The 279-nt window shown below is 67.7% G+C and carries 1 protein-coding gene; it reads left to right on the top strand.

Annotated elements, in window-relative coordinates:
• Nucleotides 1-279 (top strand): sugar phosphate nucleotidyltransferase (locus tag QWY29_RS20290; RefSeq protein WP_300963038.1); only part of this gene is annotated, 279 nt, incomplete at both ends.

Genomic DNA, 279 nt, shown 5'->3' with positions numbered 1-279 from the left:
AGGCGACCGGGTCCTGGTCATAAGCGGCGACGTGCTCACGGACTTCGACCTGAGCGAGATCGTAGCGGCGCACGAGGCGCGGGAGGCGGAGGCGACGATCGCGTTGACGCACGTCGAGAACCCACTCGCCTTCGGGATCGTGATCGCCGACCCGGAATCCGGCCGGATCGAGCGGTTCCTCGAGAAGCCGACGTGGGGCGAGGTCTTCAGCGACACGATCAACACGGGGATCTACGTGCTGGAGCCCGAGGCGCTCTCGCGGGTGCCGCCGGAGACGAA

The sequence above is a fragment of the Nocardioides abyssi genome (assembly GCF_030412915.1).
GTDB classification, from domain to species: domain Bacteria; phylum Actinomycetota; class Actinomycetes; order Propionibacteriales; family Nocardioidaceae; genus Nocardioides; species Nocardioides abyssi.
The sequence above is the reverse complement of the archived record's forward strand: the minus strand, read 5'-3'. Positions and strand labels throughout refer to the sequence as shown.